This window comes from Micromonospora sp. DT228, assembly GCF_049841595.1.
Taxonomy (GTDB): Bacteria; Actinomycetota; Actinomycetes; order Mycobacteriales; family Micromonosporaceae; genus Micromonospora.
Genome location: NZ_JBNCKO010000012.1, coordinates 132,437 through 149,479 on the forward strand (window position 1 = coordinate 132,437; position 17,043 = coordinate 149,479).

Annotated in this window: 18 protein-coding genes; 16 read left to right on the forward strand and 2 right to left on the reverse strand. The window is 73.0% G+C overall.

The genetic code is table 11. The features are described from left to right. Positions 1-139 precede the first annotated feature (139 nt). The 11 genes from ACLQ29_RS23490 (at position 140) to ACLQ29_RS23540 (ending at position 11,486) form a co-directional block, all read left to right on the forward strand. A complete protein-coding gene (locus tag ACLQ29_RS23490; protein WP_425773701.1) occupies positions 140-646 on the forward strand; it encodes an acyltransferase in 507 nt (168 codons plus the stop codon). Then, on the forward strand, positions 639-2,234 hold the full coding sequence (locus ACLQ29_RS23495; protein WP_425773636.1) for a lipopolysaccharide biosynthesis protein: 1,596 nt from the start codon (positions 639-641) through the stop codon (positions 2,232-2,234). Before ACLQ29_RS23490 ends, ACLQ29_RS23495 begins: the two co-directional genes overlap by 8 nt. 59 nt (positions 2,235-2,293) lie before the next feature. Continuing rightward, positions 2,294-3,604: an O-antigen ligase family protein gene (locus ACLQ29_RS23500; protein ID WP_425773702.1), complete on the forward strand. Its 1,311-nt coding sequence runs from the start codon at positions 2,294-2,296 to the stop codon at positions 3,602-3,604. Continuing rightward, positions 3,601-5,229: a lipopolysaccharide biosynthesis protein gene (locus ACLQ29_RS23505; RefSeq protein ID WP_425773637.1), complete on the forward strand. Its 1,629-nt coding sequence runs from the start codon at positions 3,601-3,603 to the stop codon at positions 5,227-5,229. Before ACLQ29_RS23500 ends, ACLQ29_RS23505 begins: the two co-directional genes overlap by 4 nt. A gap of 8 nt (positions 5,230-5,237) precedes the next feature. Continuing rightward, positions 5,238-6,140 (forward strand): sulfotransferase domain-containing protein, encoded by a 903-nt coding sequence (locus ACLQ29_RS23510; RefSeq protein ID WP_425773703.1) that lies wholly within the window; start codon positions 5,238-5,240, stop codon positions 6,138-6,140. Then, a complete protein-coding gene (locus ACLQ29_RS23515; RefSeq protein ID WP_425773638.1) occupies positions 6,137-7,399 on the forward strand; it encodes a hypothetical protein in 1,263 nt (420 codons plus the stop codon). The genes ACLQ29_RS23510 and ACLQ29_RS23515 overlap by 4 nt, the downstream gene beginning before the upstream one ends. A gap of 214 nt (positions 7,400-7,613) precedes the next feature. Further along, positions 7,614-8,093, forward strand: coding sequence for a UDP-N-acetylglucosamine--LPS N-acetylglucosamine transferase (locus tag ACLQ29_RS23520; RefSeq protein ID WP_425773639.1), 480 nt, complete (start codon positions 7,614-7,616; stop codon positions 8,091-8,093). Between the two features lie 98 nt (positions 8,094-8,191). Beyond that, positions 8,192-8,761 carry a glycosyltransferase gene (locus ACLQ29_RS23525; RefSeq protein WP_425773704.1) on the forward strand — a complete coding sequence of 190 codons (570 nt, stop codon included), beginning with the start codon at positions 8,192-8,194 and terminating at the stop codon, positions 8,759-8,761. After that, on the forward strand, positions 8,758-9,681 hold the full coding sequence (locus ACLQ29_RS23530) for a glycosyltransferase family 2 protein (RefSeq protein ID WP_425773640.1): 924 nt from the start codon (positions 8,758-8,760) through the stop codon (positions 9,679-9,681). The genes ACLQ29_RS23525 and ACLQ29_RS23530 overlap by 4 nt, the downstream gene beginning before the upstream one ends. A 123-nt stretch (positions 9,682-9,804) precedes the next feature. Beyond that, positions 9,805-10,983: a chorismate synthase gene (aroC, locus tag ACLQ29_RS23535; protein ID WP_425773641.1), complete on the forward strand. Its 1,179-nt coding sequence runs from the start codon at positions 9,805-9,807 to the stop codon at positions 10,981-10,983. Next, positions 10,983-11,486, forward strand: coding sequence for a shikimate kinase (locus ACLQ29_RS23540; protein ID WP_425757965.1), 504 nt, complete (start codon positions 10,983-10,985; stop codon positions 11,484-11,486). The genes aroC and ACLQ29_RS23540 overlap by 1 nt, the downstream gene beginning before the upstream one ends. Positions 11,487-11,513: 27 nt before the next feature. Here the strand turns inward: ACLQ29_RS23540 and ACLQ29_RS23545 are convergent, their stop codons facing one another. Beyond that, the gene (locus tag ACLQ29_RS23545; protein WP_425773642.1) at positions 11,514-12,242 is read right to left on the reverse strand and encodes an alpha/beta fold hydrolase; all 729 of its coding nucleotides are present in this window, start codon (positions 12,240-12,242) and stop codon (positions 11,514-11,516) included. A gap of 79 nt (positions 12,243-12,321) precedes the next feature. Here ACLQ29_RS23545 and ACLQ29_RS23550 point away from each other — a divergent pair, with 79 nt between their 5' ends. From ACLQ29_RS23550 to nusB, 5 genes are all read left to right on the forward strand, one after another. After that, positions 12,322-13,320, forward strand: a complete 999-nt coding sequence (locus ACLQ29_RS23550; RefSeq protein WP_425773643.1) for a helix-turn-helix transcriptional regulator — start codon at positions 12,322-12,324, stop codon at positions 13,318-13,320. Between the two features lie 10 nt (positions 13,321-13,330). Beyond that, positions 13,331-14,410: a 3-dehydroquinate synthase gene (gene aroB / locus ACLQ29_RS23555; RefSeq protein ID WP_425773644.1), complete on the forward strand. Its 1,080-nt coding sequence runs from the start codon at positions 13,331-13,333 to the stop codon at positions 14,408-14,410. Further along, positions 14,407-14,838 carry a type II 3-dehydroquinate dehydratase gene (gene aroQ / locus ACLQ29_RS23560; RefSeq protein WP_425773645.1) on the forward strand — a complete coding sequence of 144 codons (432 nt, stop codon included), beginning with the start codon at positions 14,407-14,409 and terminating at the stop codon, positions 14,836-14,838. The genes aroB and aroQ overlap by 4 nt, the downstream gene beginning before the upstream one ends. Before the next feature lie 411 nt (positions 14,839-15,249). Further along, entirely contained in the window at positions 15,250-15,807 is a 558-nt protein-coding gene (gene efp, locus ACLQ29_RS23565) for an elongation factor P (protein WP_210793018.1), read from the forward strand. Positions 15,808-15,830: 23 nt separating this feature from the next. After that, on the forward strand, positions 15,831-16,241 hold the full coding sequence (nusB, locus tag ACLQ29_RS23570) for a transcription antitermination factor NusB (RefSeq protein WP_184188983.1): 411 nt from the start codon (positions 15,831-15,833) through the stop codon (positions 16,239-16,241). A 75-nt stretch (positions 16,242-16,316) separates the two neighbouring features. On the opposite strand, the gene ACLQ29_RS23575 is transcribed toward nusB, so the two are convergent. Then, the gene (locus ACLQ29_RS23575; RefSeq protein WP_007458348.1) at positions 16,317-16,805 is read right to left on the reverse strand and encodes a transcriptional regulator BldD; all 489 of its coding nucleotides are present in this window, start codon (positions 16,803-16,805) and stop codon (positions 16,317-16,319) included. Positions 16,806-17,043 lie beyond the last annotated feature (238 nt).

Below are 17,043 nucleotides of genomic sequence, written 5' to 3' on the forward strand. Positions count from 1 at the left end.
TGGTCAACCGTTCGTAACGGAGCGTCGGTAGATTGTTCACATTGGGCCGGCGGCGGGCACACCGCCGCCGGCCCCGTGACGTGGGGGAGGATCGTTGCTCGGCGCCGCTGGCATCCATACGAGACGCGCGGTGCGTCTGATCTTCGCGGTCAAACGCCTGTGGTACAGGCTCCGCTACCGGCGATTGACGCTCGGCCGGGACGTGGAGATCCGTGGCCGGATCCGGCTGCGCCGGGGCGTGCGGGTGACCATCGGCGACCGCACCCGGATCAACAAGCTGGTCCGCTTCGCGGGCCCCGGTGAGGTACGCGTGGGCGCCGACTGTCTGCTCAACGCCACCTGGATCGGCACCTGGACGTCGGTCACGGTGGGGGACCGGTGCCTCCTGTCCGATTGTGAACTGCTCGACAACGACTTCCACAACCTGCCGCCCGCGCAGCGACACGCCTCGCCCAACCCGGCCACCCGTGCCCCGATCGTCCTCGAGGACAACGTGTGGGTCGGCGCACACGCCCTGGTGTTGAAGGGCGTCCGGGTCGGTCGGGACAGCGTCGTGGGCGCGGCGACCGTGGTCCGCACGGACGTCCCACCCGGCGTCGTGGTCGTCGGCAATCCTCAACAGACGGTGAAGAAGTTCCATGACTGATGCGACATCCGGTTCCTGGACCACGGACGGCCCGTCCGCCGCGACCCCCGGCGCGGTGACACTCACCGACCTGCTGCGGGTGCCGATGCACCGGATGCGGCTGGTCGGCGCGGCGGCCCTGGTCGGTCTGCTCGCCGCGCTCGGCTACGTGTTGTTGGTCCCGTCGACGCTGACCGCGAACGCCGTGGTGGCGGTCCGGCCGGTGGTGACCGACGCGTTCACCCCGAGCGGCGCGGGCGCCGACCGGGCGGTCAACATGAACGTGGAGAGCGGCATCGCCACCGGCACCGAGGTGGTGCGGCGGCTCGCCGACGCCTCCGGCGGACACCCGCGGGACATCCGCGGCGCGCTCGAGGTCGAGGTGCCCACCGGTGGGCAGATCCTGCGCTTCAGCTACCAGGCGGGCGAGGCACAGCGGGCGGTGCAGGGCGCCAACCTGGCCGCCCAGGCCTACCTGGACGTGCGACGCACCATGTACGAGCAGCAGCGCGCCGAGATGCTGCGCTCCTACGACTCCAGCATCACAAAGGTCGCCGCCCAGCAGGCCGTGCTGCAGAAGCGGGCCAGCACCACGAAGGACCCCGCGGTCGCCAACGCGGTGGTCGCCGAGCTGGCCGGGGTCAACAACCAGCTCACCCAGCTCAACTCCGCGCGTACCGAGATCGCCGCGGTCGACGTCAACCCCGGCTGGGTGACCCAGAGCGCCGAGAAGTCACTTGTCGCCTCCGCCGGGCACCGGCCGCTCTACCTGGTTGCCGGCCTGCTCGGTGGCGCGCTGATCGGCATCGTGCTCGCGTACGCCTGGGAGTCGGCCGACCGGCGGGTCCGCTCGGTCGCCGACGGCCGGGACGCCAGCGGCCTGCCGCTGCTCGGCACCGTGCGCCGGCCGGCGTTCCGGGGCAGCCCCCGGGCTGTCGACGCGGACGTCCGGTACGTGGCGATGGCGGTCGCCGAACGGGTCCGTCCACCGGCGCGGGTGGCGCTTGTCAGCACCCGGGAGGACGCTACCGCGCTCACCGCCGGGCTCGCGGTGGCGCTCGCCGCCGACGGCCGCGACGTCTTCGTCGCCGACGACAGCGGGCGCGCCGAGCGGCTGCGCGCCACGGTGCTCGCCGACCGGGGACGGCTGCCCATCGATCCGTCCCGGCCGCTGGTGCCGAAGCCCCGCCCGGCCGGCACCCCCCCGGCCGCCGCTGCCGAAGAGGCCGCGACCCCCCGCCGGCCGTCCCCGCATCCGCCCGGCGCCCGCCCGTCCACCGATGTCGACGCCACGCTGACGCTGCCCCGGGTGTCGTCCGCCCGACCGGAGAACGGCCGGGTCGTCGACCCGGACGAGGTGAGCGTCGGTGTGGGCAGCGTCCGGTTCGGCACCTGGCGACAGGGCGCGGACCACGGCCTGGTGCTGTTCAACGCCCCGCCCGCGGAGTCCGACGAGCGCGGCGTCGCCGTCGCACGGCAGGGCAGCGCGGTGGTGGTCGTGGAGCGGGACCGCACCCGGCAGAGCGACCTGCGACGCCTGGTGGAGCGGCTGCGCGCCGCGGGGGTCACCCCACTGGGCTTCGTGCTCACCCGCAACGGCCGGGCCTGAGCGTGTCGGTCACCCGCGCCCCGGCGACCGACCCGCCGCCCGGCGTCACTCCCGCCGGTGTGGCCCCGGTGCCGCCGCCGCTGCCGCCCCGGCTGCCGCTGTGGCCCCTGTCGCTGATGTTCGGCCTGGTGCCGCTCTGGTGGCTGTTCGGCGCGTTCTACCTCGGCTGGCCGCTGCTGGGTGGGTTGCTGTTCGCGTTGCTGCTCACCCGGGGCCGCGTGCCACTGCCGCCGGCGGCCGGGATCTGGTTGCTGTTCCTCGCCATCGTGGTGGTCAGCGCCACCCAACTGCCGTCACCCGCCTCGCTGCTGACGTTCGCCCTGCGGCTGGCGTTCTACCTGACCGCGCTTGTGGTCGGCGTCTACGTCTACGTCGCCGCCCGGGAACGCGCGAGCCTGGTGGCGGTGCTCAGCCCGCTCTGCGCGTTCTGGTTCGCGCTGGTGGCGCTGGGCTGGCTCGGGGTGCTGGTGCCCCGGCTGGCCATGGCCACCCCGATGGAGGTGCTGCTGCCCGGAGGGGTGGCCGGCACCCCGTTCATCCAGGACATGGTGCACCTGACCACGGCGGAATACAGCAGCCGGTCGCTCAACCCGATCTACCGGCCGGCCGCGCCGTTCGCCTACACGAACAACTACGGCAGCGCGTACGCCATGACGCTGCCGTGCGTGGTGGCCTTCACGATGCTGCGCCGGCGGGGTGTCCTGCGCTGGGCGCTCCTCGCGTCGTTGCCGCTGTCGCTCGCGCCGGCGTTCCTCACTCTCAACCGGGCGATGTTCCTGAGCCTCGGCGCCGGGTTGGCGGTGCTCGGGGTGCGGGCCAGCCTGCGCGGCAACATCCGGGTGGCCGCGTCCATCGTGGGGGTGGTGGTGATCGGCGCGTTGGCCACGCTGTTCATCCCGATCACCGAACTGATCAGCAACCGGGTCGATTCCAGCGACACCAACACCGACCGGCTCTCGCTCTACACCGAGGTGATCCGCCGGGTGCAGGAGTCACCGTGGCTGGGCTACGGCGCGCCGGTGAACGTGGACACCGTGTCGGCGGACGCGCCGATCGGCACCCAGGGGCAGCTCTGGATGGTGCTGTTCAGTCACGGCGTACCCGCGCTCGTCTGTTTCCTCGCCTGGTTCGTCGCCGCCGCGGTGATCTGCGCGCGGGCCACGTCGGCGGCCGGTCAGTGGCTGTCGGTGGTGCCGGTGGTCTGCCTGGTGCAGGCCCCGTTCTACGGCATGGCGAACCAGAATCTGGCTGTCGCGTTCTTCGCGGTCGGCTTCGCGATGGCGCTCACCGAACGGGAACGGTGGACCGGGCCGCCCCGGGCGTCCGGGCGGCCGATGCCCGCCGCGCCGGCCGCGGCGGTGCCGGCATGACCGCCGCGACCCGACCGCCGACCGGCCCGGAGCACCCGACGCCGGTGCCCGCCGGCGCGGACGTACCGGCCGCCGGCGCGGACGCGGGCTCGACCGAGACCCGACGCAGCGCGCGCAGCGGCGTGGCCGGGCTGCTCGGCGCGGCCGCCAGCGGCCTGTTCGGCTTCGTGCTGGCCGTGGTGATCACCCGTTCGTACGGCACGGCCGGCGCGGGCGCGTTCTTCGCGGCCATCGGGGTGGTCACCGTGGCCACCGCGGTCTGCACGCTCGGGGCGGAGACCGGCCTGATGTGGTCGCTGCCCCGGCGCAGTGTCGGCGTGCGCGGGGACGCGGCCCGGGTGCTCCCGGTGGCGCTGATCCCGCCGCTGCTGGCCGGGCTCCTGGTCGCCTGCGTCGGCGTGCTGGCCGCCGACGGGCTCGCGCCCCGGCTGCTGCGCGGCTCCGGTGCCAGCGGCCACGCGCTGCTCACCGTCACGTTCGCCGCGGTGCCGGTGGTGGTCGCGATGACCCTCCTGCTGGCCGCGCTGCGCTGCGTACGGTCCATCCGGGCGTACGTCGGCGTGCAGTTCCTGCTGCTGCCGGTTGCCCGGCCGGTGCTGGTCGGCGCCGCCGCGCTGGCCGGCTTGGGTCTGGTCGCCGGCATGACCGGCTGGTTGGTGCCGGCGGCGGTGGCGCTGCTGGTCTGCCTCATCCTCGTGGCCGGCCCGCTCGGGCTGGGCCGCGGCGCGGCGCTGCGTCCGCGCCGCGCCGACTGGTCGACGTTCTGGCGCTTCGCGCTGCCCCGGGCCGCGTCGGCGGCCATCGACGCGGGCAGCATGTGGGTGGGTGTGCTGCTCACCTCCGTGCTGGCCGGGCCGACGGACGCCGGCGTGTTCGGCGCGGTCGGCCGGTACGTGCTGGCCGGCCAGCTCGCCATGCAGGGGTTGCGGGTGGCGGTGTCACCGCAGTTGTCCCGGCTGCTCGGGCGCGGCGAACGCGCGGCGGCGGCGGCCGTGCACCGGCAGTTGACCATCTGGGGGCTGGTGCTGTCCTGGCCGGTGTACCTGCTGCTGGCGGTCTTCGCGCTGGCCTTCCTGCAGCTGTTCGGGCCGGAGTTCACCGCCGGCGTGCCGGCGATGACGGTGCTCGCGTTGGCGATGCTCGTCAACACCGGGGTGGGCAACGTGCAGAGCCTGCTGCTGATGGGTGGACGCAGCGGCCTGCACCTGGTGGCCACCGTGGCCGGGCTGACGGTGACCGTCTCGCTGGGCCTGTGGCTGATCCCCCGCTACGGCGCCACGGGAGCGGCGGTGGCGTGGGCCGCCGGCATCGCCACCGAGAACCTCACCGCCGCCGGGTTCGCCCGGTCGGTGGTCCGGGAGCCGCTGTTCGACGGCGCGACGGTGCGTGCCGCGGCGGCCACGGCCGTCGCGGTGGGCGTGGCCGCCGGCGCCGGCGTGCTTGTGGGCGGGCGCGGCCTGCCCGGCCTGGCGGTGGCGCTGGGTGTGCTGCTGGCCGGCTGCGTCGGCATGTTGACGTTGCCCCGGGTGCGCGCCGGCGTCCGGGAGACCATGAGGCAGGTCCGTGGACGGGAGAGCACGGCCGCGGCCGCCGACCCCGACCCGGTATCGACGAGAGGCAGGTGAGGTCCATCGTGGCGTCCATCCGTGACCGGGTCAAGCAGTTGGTCCCGACCCAGGTGACAGGCCGGGTGAAGGAGTCCCTGGTGGACTACGGGGTCCGCACGAGTGACCGGCGGCCCCTGCCGGACTTCCTGATCATCGGCACGAAACGGGGCGGCACGACCTCCCTGTGGAACTACCTCATCCAGCACCCGCTCGTGCCCCGCCTCTTCCCGGCGTGGAACACCAAGTCGGCGCACTACTTCGAGGAGCACTGGGGACGCGGCGAGGCGTGGTACCGCTCGCACTTCCCGACCCAGCGCCACCGTGACGCCCTGTCGAAGCGGCACGGCGGGCCGGTCCGGGTCGGCGAGGCCGCGCCGCTGTACATGTTCCACCCGCTCGCCGCGCAGCGGGTCGCCGCGCTGATGCCGCAGGTGAAACTGATCGTGCTCCTGCGGGACCCGGTGGAGCGGGCGTACTCGCACTGGAAGGAGCGCCGTACGCACGGCATCGAGCCGCTGGACTTCGCCGCCGCGCTGGCTGCCGAGCCGGAGCGGACGGCGGGGGAGCGGGAGCGGCTGATCGCCGAGCCGGAGTCGTTCAGCGAGGCGTACGACTGGTACACGTACCGGGCGCGGGGGCGTTACCTGGAGCACCTGGAGCCGTGGTTGGAGCGCTTCGACAGGCAGCAGATCCTCTTCCTGCCCAGCGAGGACCTCTACCGTGACTCCCGGGCGACCTACCGGCGCACCCTCGACTTCCTCGGGCTCCCGGCGTACGACCTGCCGGACTTCAAGGTCTACAACGACAGGCGCTCGGCGCCGCTGGAGCCGGCGGTGCGTGCCGAGCTGACCGACTACTACCGGCCGCACAACGACGCGCTGCGCCAGCGGCTCGGGCTGGACCTCGACTGGGCGGACCGGCCGGCGTGACGACGACTGTGGGCCCGGCCGCCGACCCGCGGGCCCGGGTGGACGGTCTGGGCTGGGTGAGCCGCGCCGTCTTCCCGGACGAGCGGGTCAACCTGACCGTGGGCGGGCCAGCGCCGGCCGGTCACCGGACGGTGGCCCGGTACGCGGTGGTGCCGTCGGTCGCCCGGGCCCGGTTCCTGGTGCCGCTGGGCGCTCCGCGGGCCGGGGCGGCGTCGCTGTTGGCGTACAACGCCCTGCGGCCACCGAAGGTGCGTGCGCTGCGGGCGGTGCTCGGCGGGCTGGCCCGGCTCGGCGCGGTGGGGCTCGCGCCCTTTCCGACGTTGACCGTGTCGGTGCCCGCCGGTGCGGCGGCGGCGGAGCTGTTGCTGACCGAGCGGCTCGCGGCCGACCTGGGTGGCACGCCGCTGCTGGCCGCGTGCGGGGTCCGACCACCCGACCCGAACGGCAAGCCCACCCTGCAACTCTTCACCGCCGACGGTCGTCCGCGCGGCTACGCGAAGATCGGTTGGAACGACGCGACCCGCGCGTTGGTCACCGCCGAGGCGGCGGCGCTGCGGGCGCTGCGGACGGTGGCAGGTGTCGCCGACCACCCGACGCCGCCGCGGCTGCTCGCCGAGACGGCGTGGGGAGGCCAGGTGGTCGCGGTGATCGAGCCGCTGCCCCCGGCGGTACGCGGTGTGCCGGTCGACGATCCACCGCGGATCGCGGCGCTGCTCGCGGTCGCCCGCCGTGGCGGCCCCGCGGGACCGCCTCGCGCGCTGGCCGGGTCGAGCTTCCTGTCCCGTCTGGCCGGTCAGGCCGACCGGGCCGCCGCGGCCGAGGAGACCGGTGCGCGAGCGGTCGCCGCGGTCGCCGCGTTGGCGCGCCGGCACGGTGACACGAGCGTCGAGTTCGGTCACTGGCACGGTGACTGGGTGCCCTGGAACCTGGGCTGGCACGACGGTCGGTTGGTCGCCTGGGACTGGGAGCACAGCGGGGCGGACGTGCCGGTCGGGTTCGACCTGGCGCACGACGCGTTCCAGCGGGCCCTGGTGCTGCGGGGTGAGTCGGCAGCCGTCGCGGCGGCCGCGGTCGACGCGTATTTGGGTCGGCACGGCGACCGCCTCGGTCTCGGCGCGCCGCAGCGCCGGCTTGTCGCCGACGCGTACCTGGTGGAGATGTGGTTGCGGACCTGGCGGCTGGCCGACGCGGGCGCGGGCTGGAACGCCGCGCTGCATCCCGCACTCTTGGACGTCATCGAGAAAAGACATAGCGGCTGATCCGGAGGAATCGTGGCGCCGGGGCGCGCCACAGAGTAACGACGAAATCGCAGGTGGTGATGACGATCGATGCGGGCTCGGACGTTCGACGCGCCCGAGTGCCCGATGTGGAGATCGATGGCTCGTCCGGTCGCGCTATTCAACGACCGGACAACGTGTGATCTGCTTCTGCCTGGCGTGAACCGGAATTCCAAGCGAACTTGTGGGGAGTCGCGTGGACACGAAGAACGACGACGATGCCGCGCCAGTGCTTCTGCTGGTCGGCTCCAGCGGTGGCCATCTGGCCCAACTACTCGCCCTGCGGCCCTGGTACGAACAGTGGCGGCGCTGCTGGGTAACCTTCGACACCCCGGAGGCGGTGTCCCTGCTGTCCGGCGAGGACCTCGTGCCGGCGCACCACCCGACCACCCGCAACATCCCGAACCTGCTGCGCAACGCGTTGCTGGCCTGGCGGGTGCTGCGGGCCCGGCGGGTCGCCGCGGTGGTCACCACCGGCGCCGGGGTGGCGGTGCCGTTCGTGGTGCTGGCCCGGCTGTGGCGCATCCCGACCGTCTACATCGAGGTGTACGACCGGATCGACACCCCGACGATGACCGCCCGGCTCTGCCGCCCGTTTCTGTCCGCGATGCTCGTGCAGTGGGACGAGCAGCGTCGGCAGTACCCCGAGGCCACCGTCGTCGGGACGCTGCTGTGACGGGGGAGGCCGGCACCGCCCGGCGTCCGCAACCCGCCCCGGCCGGTGCGGAGCCCCGGTTGCCGCGCCAGCGCGACACCCCGACCGACCAGCTCCGGCTGTTGGTCGCGGTCGGCACCGACAAGCACCCCTTCGACCGGCTCGTCGACTGGTTGGCGCAGTGGCACGAGCAGGCCACCGACGAGGTCGAGCTGACGGTGCAGCACGGGCACACACGTGCTCCGCACCTGCCCGGCGCGGTGGCGTTCCTCGGCCACGACGCGCTGCAACAGGCGATGGACGAGGCCGACCTGGTGGTCTGCCACGGCGGTCCGGCGACCATTCTGGAGGCCCGCCGGCACGGCCATCTGCCCATCGTGGTGCCCCGCGACCCGGCGCGTGGTGAGCACGTCGACGACCACCAGCTCCTGTTCGCCCGCCGGCTCGGCGCCGCCGGCCTGGTGGCGCTCTGCGAGACCCGGGAGGCGCTGCACGGCGCGTTGACCGACGGGTTGGCCGACCCTTCCCGGTACGCGGTGGCCGCCGACCCGCAGGCGCACGAGGCACAACGGGCGGCGGTGGCCCGGGTCGGGCAGATTGTCGACGACCTGGTGGCCCGCTCGACCCCGCGCCCACACCGGCTGCGGGCCTGGTCCCGGCCGCGTCCGGGTGCGAAGGAGATCCGATGACCGACCAGACGAGCGTCAGCGTCGTGGTGCCCACCCGGGACCGCCCCGAGCTGCTGCGGTCCGCGGTGCGCGCGATCCTGGCCCAGGAATACCCGGGCCCGATCGAGGTCGTGGTGGTGTTCGACCAGTCCGTGCCGGACGAGTCGCTGACCGAGCTGGCGGACGGCCCGGCCCGCGCGGTGCGGGTGATTGGCAACACCCGTACCCCGGGGTTGGCCGGGGCCCGCAACAGTGGCACCCTCGCCGGCGGGGGTGAGCTTGTCGCGTTCTGCGACGACGACGACGAGTGGCTGCCCGGCAAGCTGGCGGTGCAGGTCGACGCGCTGGCCGCCGACCCGGCTGCCGAGTTCGTCTGTTGCGGCATCCGGGTCAGCTATGACGGGCACACCGTCGACCGGGTGCTGGACAAGGACCGGATCAGCCTGGACGACCTGCTGCGGGACCGGTTGACGGAGCTGCACCCGTCGACCTTCCTGATTCGCGCCAGTGCGCTGCGCGACGGGTTCGGCCTGGTCGACGAGGAGATCCCGGGCAGCTACGCGGAGGACTACGAGTTCCTGTTGCGGGCGGCGCGCAGCGCGCCGCTGATCAATCTGCGCACGCCCCTGGTGCTGGTCCGCTGGCACAAGCGCTCGTACTTCTCGCAGCGCTGGGACACCATCTCCGACGCGCTGCAGTGGCTGCTGCGGCGCTACCCGGAGTTCGCGGGCCAACCGGCAGGTGCGGCCCGGGTGGCCGGTCAGATCGCGTTCGCCCAGGCCGCCGCCGGCAACCGCCGGGGCGCGCTGCGGTGGGCGCGGCGCACCCTGCGGAGCAATCCCCGCGAGCCGCGCGCGTATCTGGCCCTCGCCGTCGCCGGCCGGGTGGTCCGGGCCGACGCGGTGCTGCGCACGCTGCACAAGCGCGGCCGGGGCATCTGACCTGCCGCTGCGCCCCGCCCCGACCGGGCACCGGTGTCCGCTCGACCGGGCACCGGTGTCCGCTGGGCGGGACGCGGCGGGCAGCGTGCTGGGTCGGTGGCGCGCCGTGACAGACTGATCGCTGTGTTGCGTTGGTTGACTGCAGGTGAATCGCACGGTCCCGCCCTCGTCGCGATGCTGGAGGGGGTGCCGGCCGGCATTGAGGTGACCACCACCGAGATCGCCGACGAGCTGGCCCGTCGGCGGCTCGGTTATGGCCGGGGTGCCCGGATGGCGTTCGAACGCGACGAGGTCGAGCTGCTCGGCGGGCTGCGGCACGGCGTGACCCTGGGCAGCCCGGTGGCGATCCGGGTGGGCAACTCCGAGTGGCCGAAGTGGCAGACCGTGATGGCCGCCGACCCGGTCGACCCCGACGAGTTGGCCCGCCAGGCCCGCAACGCCCCGCTGACCCGTCCCCGGCCGGGTCACGCCGACCTGGCCGGCATGCAGAAGTACGGCCACACCGACGCCCGGCCGATCCTGGAACGCGCAAGCGCCCGGGAGACCGCCGCCCGGGTGGCCGTGGGCACGGTCGCCAAGGCGTTGATCCGGCAGGCGCTCGGCATCGAGATCGTCTCGCACGTGGTCGAGCTGGGTCCGGTGGCCGCGAAGCCCGGCCTGCGTCCCGTGCCGTCCGACGCCGCCCGGATCGACGCCGACCCGCTGCGGTGCCTCGACCCGGAGGCCAGCGCGCTGATGGTCGCCGAGGTCGACGCCGCGAAGAAGGCCGCCGACACCCTCGGTGGTGTGGTCGAGGTGCTGGCGTACGGGGTGCCGCCGGGGTTGGGCAGCCACGTGCAGTGGGACCGCAAACTCGACGCCCGGCTGGCGACCGCGTTGATGTCCATTCAGGCGATCAAGGGCGTGGAGATCGGCGACGGCTGGCAGCAGGCCCGGTCCCGGGGCTCGGAGGCGCACGACGAGATCATCCCGTCGGCGACGGGCGTCCGCCGGGTCACCGACCGGGCCGGCGGGCTGGAGGGTGGCATCACCACCGGGGAGCCGCTGCGGGTTCGTGCCGCGATGAAGCCGATCTCCTCGCTGAACCGGGCACTGGCCACCGTGGACGTCACCACCGGCGAGCCGGCCACCGCGATCAACCAGCGCTCCGACGTCTGCGCGGTGCCCGCCGCGGCGGTGGTCGCCGAGGCGATGGTGGCGCTGGTGCTCGCCGAGGCGGCCACCGAGAAGTTCGGCGGGGACTCGATCGCCGAGATCCGCCGCAACCTGGCGGGCTACCTCGACGCGCTGGTGATTCGCTGATGGCGCCTGTCGTGGTGCTGGTCGGCGTGCCCGGCTGTGGCAAGACCACCGTCGGCCGGGCGCTCGCCGACACCATCGGGGTGGAGTTCCGCGACACCGACATCGACATCGAGCAGATGGCCGGCAAGCCGATCCCGGAGATCTTCATCGACGAGGGTGAGGCGCACTTCCGTACCCTGGAACGGGCCGCGGTGGCCGCGGCGCTGGCCGGCGGCACGGGTGTGCTCGCCCTGGGCGGCGGCGCGGTGTTGGCCGAGGAGACGCGGGCCGCTCTGATCGGGCACCGGGTGGTGCACCTCTCGGTGGAGCTGCCGGACGCGGTGAAGCGGGTGGGCCTGGGCGCCGGCCGACCGCTGCTGGCGATCAACCCGCGCGCCACCCTCAAGCACCTGATGGATCAGCGCCGGCCGCTCTACCGCGAGGTCGCCACCGTCACGGTGACCACCGACGGGCGGACCCCGGCGGCGGTCGTCCAGGAGATCGCCGCCCTGCTACCGCACTGACCGGCGCGCGGCCCGGGCCCGGCCCGCTCAGCCGCGGGCGATCAGGTCGAGGACGTCGGCCAGAGCCTTCGGCTCGCTGAGCATCGGCCAGTGCCCGGTGGGCACCTCGTGCAGTAGTCCGTCGGCCAGGCCGGTGAAGAACGGGTGCTCCTGGTCGATCATTTCCCGCACCACACCCAGCGGAAAGGTGCTGGCGACAAGTGCCGTCGGCACCGGCCGGCCACCGGTGCGTCGTACCGGGTCGGTGGCGGTCCGCAGTGGCTGTGCGGTGGCCCGGGCACGCAGCAGGGCAAGCGTCGGCTCGTCCAGTCCGGCGACGTTCACTGGGTCGGCGAGCGGATCCCAGGCCGGCGGCGGCAACAGGTGACCGTCGCCGATCGCGGCCCGCAGGCGCTGCTGCTCCTCCGGCGGCACGGTGTCGAACTGCGCGGTGCCGTCGGGGAGCGGCCCACTCTCCACGTAGATCACCCGGGTGATCCGGTCCGGGATGCGGTCGGCCGCCTGGGCGACCGGCATGCCACCGCCGGAGTGCCCGACAAGGAGAACGTCGCGCAGGTCCTCGACCTCGATGAGCCGGACGATGTCCAGGGTGTGCGTCTCCAGGCTCACGTCCGGCCCGGCCAGGTGGTCGCGTTCGGCCAGCCCGGTAAGCGTCATCGGGTAGACGTCGTGACCCCGCGCGCGCAGGGTCTCGGTCACGTCCCGCCACGCCCAGGCGCCCAACCAGAACCCCGGCACCAGCACATATGTCGCCATCTGTCGCTCCTTCGCTCGGTTACCGACAGACCGTACGATCGAATCCGGACAGAATCCGCCCGGTTTTGAGGAGTGGTCCGTGTCACATCCCGCTGGTCGGGTGCTGGCCCTGCTGGAGTTGCTCCAGGCCCGGCACCGCGCGACAGCCGCCGAGCTGGCCGACCGGCTCGGCGTCGACGAGCGGACCGTGCGCCGGTACGCGGCCACCCTCGTCGAGCTGGGCATCCCGGTCACCGCCGACCGGGGTCGGCACGGCGGCTACCGGCTGCACCCCGGCTACAAGCTGCCACCGCTGATGCTCACCGACGACGAGGCGGTGGCGGTGCTGCTCGGGCTTGTCGTCGCGGAGCGGGTCGGGCTGGCCACCGAGCAGCCCGCGACGGCCACGGCACTCGCGAAGATCCGTCGGGTGCTGCCGGCGGCGCTGGCCGACCGGCTCGCCGCCGTGCAGGAGCACCTCGGGTTCACCCTGCGTCGCCCCGAGCCGGAGCTGCGGCCGGCGTCGGGGACCCTGCTCGCCCTGGCGGCGGCGGCCCGGCACCGGCAGCGGGTGGCCCTCGACTACCGCTCCTGGCGGGGCGAGCAGTCGCACCGGGAGTTGGACCCGTACGGCCTGGTCTTCCACTCCGGCCGCTGGTACGTCACCGGCCACGACCACAGGCGCGGCGAGGTCCGCACGTTCCGGCTGGACCGCGTCGGCGTCGTGACGCCCGGCACGGCCACGTTCACCGTGCCGGCGGGCTTCGACCCGGTGGCCCGGGTGACCCGGTCACTGGCCGGCGTGCCCTACTCGCACGAGGTCGAGGTGCTGCTGGAGACCGATGTGGACGTGGCTCGCCGCCGCATCCCGCCCAGCGTGGCCGAGTTGACCGTCACCGCCGAGGGTGTGCTGTTGCGGGCCCGGGCGGAGAGCCTGCCCGGCATGGCCGCGCTGCTCGCCGGTCTGGGCTTCCCGTTCACGGTGCGACACCCGGAGGCGCTGCGCGCCGCGGTGGCCGAGCACGCCCGTCTGCTCGCCGACTGGGCAGCCCGGCCATCAGGTGGGCAGATGCCCGCACCACGCCGCCCGCTGGACTAGGCTCCCGGCGATGGACGACGTGACCCGGATTCCGGTCGGCGGCGAGCGGCCGTACGACGTGTTGGTGGGACGTGACCTGCTGGGCGCGTTGCCCGGCCTGCTGCCCGGCGCGAGCCGGGCGGCGGTGCTGCACGCGCCCCCGCTCAAGGCCCTGGCGGACGCGGTGGGCGAGCGGCTGCGCGCCGCAGGCGTCGAGCCGCTGCCGATCGAGGTGCCCGACGCCGAGTCCGGCAAGCAGATCGACATTGCCGCCGCCTGCTGGGACCGGCTCGGCGCGGCCGGCTTCACCCGTACCGACGCGGTGGTCGGGGTGGGCGGCGGCGCGGTGACCGACCTGGCCGGCTTCGTCGCGGCCTGCTGGTTGCGCGGGGTGCGCTGGGTGCCGGTGGCGACCTCGCTGCTGGGCATGGTGGACGCCGCGGTGGGCGGCAAGACGGGCATCAACACGGCCGCCGGCAAGAACCTGGTGGGCGCGTTCCATCCGCCGGTCGGGGTGTTGGCCGACCTGGCCACCCTGGACAGCCTGCCCGCGATCGACCTGGCGGCCGGGCTCGCCGAGGTGGTCAAGTGCGGGTTCATCGCCGATGCGGCGATCCTGGACCTGGTCGAGCGCGACCCGGCGGCGGCCACCGACGCGCGCGGGCCGGTGCTGCGGGAGCTGATCGAGCGGTCGATCCGGGTCAAGGCCGACGTGGTCGCCGGTGACCTGCGGGAGTCGGGCGTGCGGGAGGTGCTCAACTACGGTCACACCCTCGCCCACGCGATCGAGCAGAACGAGGGCTACCGCTGGCGGCACGGCCACGCCGTCGCCGTCGGCCTGGTCTACGCGGCCACGCTGGCCCGGCTCGCCGGCCGGCTGGACGCGCCGACCGCCGACCGGCACCGGGCCACGTTGAGCGCGCTGGGCCTGCCGGTGAGCTACCCGGCCGACGCCTGGCCGCAGCTCTTGGCCACGATGCGGGTGGACAAGAAGACCCGGGGCAGCCGACTGCGCTTCGTGGTGCTGGACGGGCTGGCCCGCCCCTCGATGTTGGAGGGCCCGGACGACGCGCTGCTGGAGGCCGCGTACCGGGAGGTGTCGGTTTCGTGAGGGTGTACGTCCTCAACGGGCCGAACCTGGGCCGGCTGGGCACCCGCGAGCCCGAGGTGTACGGCGCGACCACCTACGCCGATCTCGTGGCGCTCTGCGAGACCACCGGCCGGGAGGTGGGGCTGGACGTGACGGTCCGGCAGACCGACGCCGAGCACGAGCTGCTGGGCTGGCTGCACACCGCCGCCGACGAGGGCGCCGCTGTGGTGCTCAACCCGGCTGCCTGGTCGCACTACTCGTACGCGGTGCGCGACGCGTGCGCGATGCTGCGGGGGCCGTTGGTGGAGGTGCACCTGTCCAACATCCACGCCCGTGAGGAGTTCCGGCACCATTCGGTGGTGTCCGCGGTGGCGACCGGGGTGATCTGCGGCCTGGGCATCGACGGTTATCGCCTCGCTCTGCACCACCTGGCCGGCCGGGGCGCGTGACCGCCGACGTCCCGCCCTTTTTCTGCTGTCTGTGACAAATCACCGATTGTGAGCGTTAACGCCGTCGCCGAGCGTCACCTGGTGCGCCGCGTCCGACGCCCGAGTACCGAGCCTGCTCGGATCCTTTGCTCTGCACCCCCTGCTGCACCAGTGCCGTGAGCTGCGACTTTGTGAGTTGTGTCGTACCGGGGGTGGCTGTCCGGCCGGTACGGAGGGTGACTGGTGCGCGGATGGGTGCAGAGCAAAGGACCCGAGGGCGGGAACGGTCACCGGGCTGAGGGTCACGTTCCGTCACCGCCGTGGGCGTCGATGCCCGATGCTCGGCCCCCGCCCGCGTAGGGCGGTCGGCAGGTCTCGCCGCAGCTAGTAGACTCGCAAGGTCTGTCCGCCAATTGATGATCAAGGCAGGAAATGGCCTCCACCAACGACCTCAAAAACGGCCTGGTACTCAACCTGGACGGCGAGCTCTGGGCTGTCGTCGAGTTCCAGCACGTCAAGCCCGGTAAGGGTGGTGCCTTCGTGCGCACCACGCTGAAGAACGTGCTGTCCGGGAAGGTGGTCGACAAGACCTTCAACGCGGGCACCAAGGTCGAAACCGCGACCGTTGACAAGCGCACGATGCAATACCTGTACGCCGACGGTGAGGACTTCGTCTTCATGGATCTGGAGACGTTCGACCAGATCACCGTTCTCGGTGGCACCGTCGGCGAGGCAGCCAACTACCTGCTGCCCGAGGCGGAGGCGACCGTCGCCCAGCACGAGGGTGTGCCGCTCTACATCGAGCTGCCCACAAGCGTCGTGCTGGAGGTCACCTACACCGAGCCGGGCCTGCAGGGCGACCGCTCGACCGGCGGCACCAAGCCGGCGACCGTGGAGACCGGCGCCACCGTGCCGGTGCCGCTGTTCATCACCACCGGTGAGAAGATCAAGGTCGACACCCGCGACGGCCGTTACCTCGGCCGCGCCTGATGGCTGAGGGTTCCAAGCAGCAGATGCCGGCGCGCCGCAAGGCGCGTAAGCGGGCGCTGGATGTCCTCTACGAGGCCGACCTGCGGGACAAGCCTCCGGTGGAGGTGCTGGCCGGCTACGTGCAGCGGATCGAGCAGCCCCGACCGGAGCACCTCGGCTACGCGGTGGGCCTGGTCGAGGGGGTTGCCGAGCACCTCAACCGGATCGACGAGCTGATCGCCAGCTACGCCGAGGGTTGGACGCTGGAGCGGATGCCGGTCGTCGACCGGAATCTGGCCCGGATCGCCGTCTACGAGCTGCTCTACGTCGACGAGATCGACGACGCGGTGGCGATCAGCGAGGCCGTGGAGCTGGCTCGGCAGATGTCGACAGACGATTCGCCGCGCTTCCTCAACGGGGTGCTCGGCCGGATCGCCGAGTACGCCACCCGCTGAACGTCGCACCACCGAACGCCGTACCGCGAAAGGGCCCGTGCCAGATGGCACGGGCCCTTTCGGTACAGCGACAGCTCAGGAGGCGAAGAACGCCCGCGGGTCGGCCACCAGCACACCGTGCTCGGTGAGCCGCTCGATCAGACCCGACGGCGAGGCGTCGTAGACGATCGCGAGCGCCCGCAGGTCGTCGGCGCGGATCGAGAGCACCCGGCCGTTGTAGTCACCTCGCTGCTGCTGGATGGCGCGGGCGTAGCGGGCGACGTAGGCCAGGTCCTCGGAGGCCTCGTCGTAGAGCCGCTCCAGGTCCAGGACGATCTTGCTGGTGGGCTCGTGCCGGACACCGCTGCCGTCAGGCAACAGCTCCGAAACGGGGACCCGGTAGAACTCGGCCAACTCGGCCAGACGGGACACCGTCACGGCCCGGTCGCCGCGCTCGTACGAGCCGACCACCACGGCCTTCCACCGCCCATTCGACTTCTCCTCCACACCCTGCAGGGAAAGACCCTGCTGCTGGCGGATGGAGCGCAGGCGGGCGCCCAGAGACTTGGCGTATTCAGAGGGCATTCGGACACTCCCAGTGCTGCTCGGGGTTCTCCCGTCGATCGCTACGGAGCGTGACGGTACGGGGAATGCGACACCTGGTCAAGTGGTCGTGACCCGACCGTTGGGGAGCGTCCGGGAAGTTATCCCCATTTCCTGGTCCTGACCCGGTGGTCAGCGGCCGCCGTCCATCGGCCCGGTGACCACTGGTAACGTGGCGTGAAGCCCCGGTCAGATCCGCTGTGCGGTCCGGCCGGAGGTG

Bases quoted from the DNA above. Each gene is read 5' to 3' on its own strand.
- ACLQ29_RS23575 (WP_007458348.1), bottom strand. From the start codon at position 16,805: ATGCCCTCTGAATACGCCAAGTCTCTGGGCGCCCGCCTGCGCTCCATC.
- ACLQ29_RS23540 (WP_425757965.1), top strand. From the start codon at position 10,983: ATGGCGCCTGTCGTGGTGCTGGTCGGCGTGCCCGGCTGTGGCAAGACC.
- ACLQ29_RS23505 (WP_425773637.1), top strand. From the start codon at position 3,601: ATGACCGCCGCGACCCGACCGCCGACCGGCCCGGAGCACCCGACGCCG.
- nusB (WP_184188983.1), top strand. From the start codon at position 15,831: ATGCCGGCGCGCCGCAAGGCGCGTAAGCGGGCGCTGGATGTCCTCTAC.
- ACLQ29_RS23530 (WP_425773640.1), top strand. From the start codon at position 8,758: ATGACCGACCAGACGAGCGTCAGCGTCGTGGTGCCCACCCGGGACCGC.
- ACLQ29_RS23495 (WP_425773636.1), top strand. From the start codon at position 639: ATGACTGATGCGACATCCGGTTCCTGGACCACGGACGGCCCGTCCGCC.
- ACLQ29_RS23545 (WP_425773642.1), bottom strand. From the start codon at position 12,242: ATGGCGACATATGTGCTGGTGCCGGGGTTCTGGTTGGGCGCCTGGGCG.
- efp (WP_210793018.1), top strand. From the start codon at position 15,250: ATGGCCTCCACCAACGACCTCAAAAACGGCCTGGTACTCAACCTGGAC.
- aroB (WP_425773644.1), top strand. From the start codon at position 13,331: ATGGACGACGTGACCCGGATTCCGGTCGGCGGCGAGCGGCCGTACGAC.